Source organism: Janthinobacterium foliorum, assembly GCF_978021625.1.
This window is the reverse complement of record NZ_CDXDQE010000058.1, coordinates 1-433: the sequence shown is the minus strand read 5'-3', so window position 1 is coordinate 433 and position 433 is coordinate 1. Positions and strand designations below refer to the sequence as shown.

General features: G+C 65.4%; 1 protein-coding gene. It reads right to left on the bottom strand.

Going from position 1 to position 433, the window contains the following annotated elements; translation table 11 throughout:
• On the bottom strand, positions 1-433 hold a 433-nt coding region (locus ACZ92H_RS29465; RefSeq protein WP_465051975.1), incomplete at both ends, for a contractile injection system protein, VgrG/Pvc8 family.

Sequence of the window (433 nt, the reverse complement as noted above, 5' to 3'; positions counted from 1 at the left end):
AAGGCACGCACGCCCGTGTAGGCGTCGCTTTCGGCGCTGTGGTAGCGGTGGCCGTCGCCCAGGGCGCGCGTGATGGGAATGACGGGCAGCGCCTTGCCGCTGGCGGTGCGGCTCTGGTTGATGGGGAGGAATAGCAGGGTGTCATTCTTGACGGTGGCCATCGCGTCGTATTTCCTGCCCAGCCGGCGCAGGAAGGCCGCATCGCTTTCGTGGGTCTGGTCGATGTGCTCGACGGCAGTATCACGCAGGCGCGCCGAGACGCCCGACGCCAGCTCGTTGCGGAAGGCAATCGCCTCGATGATGGCACCCAGGGTGGTCTTGTGAAAGCTGTGTTCCTGCTGCTGCTTAAACGTGTCGATCAGGTTGGCCGACCTGGCGCGCAGGGTGATGGTGTCGGGCGCACCGCTGTGCTCCACCTCGTCGACGGTGAACT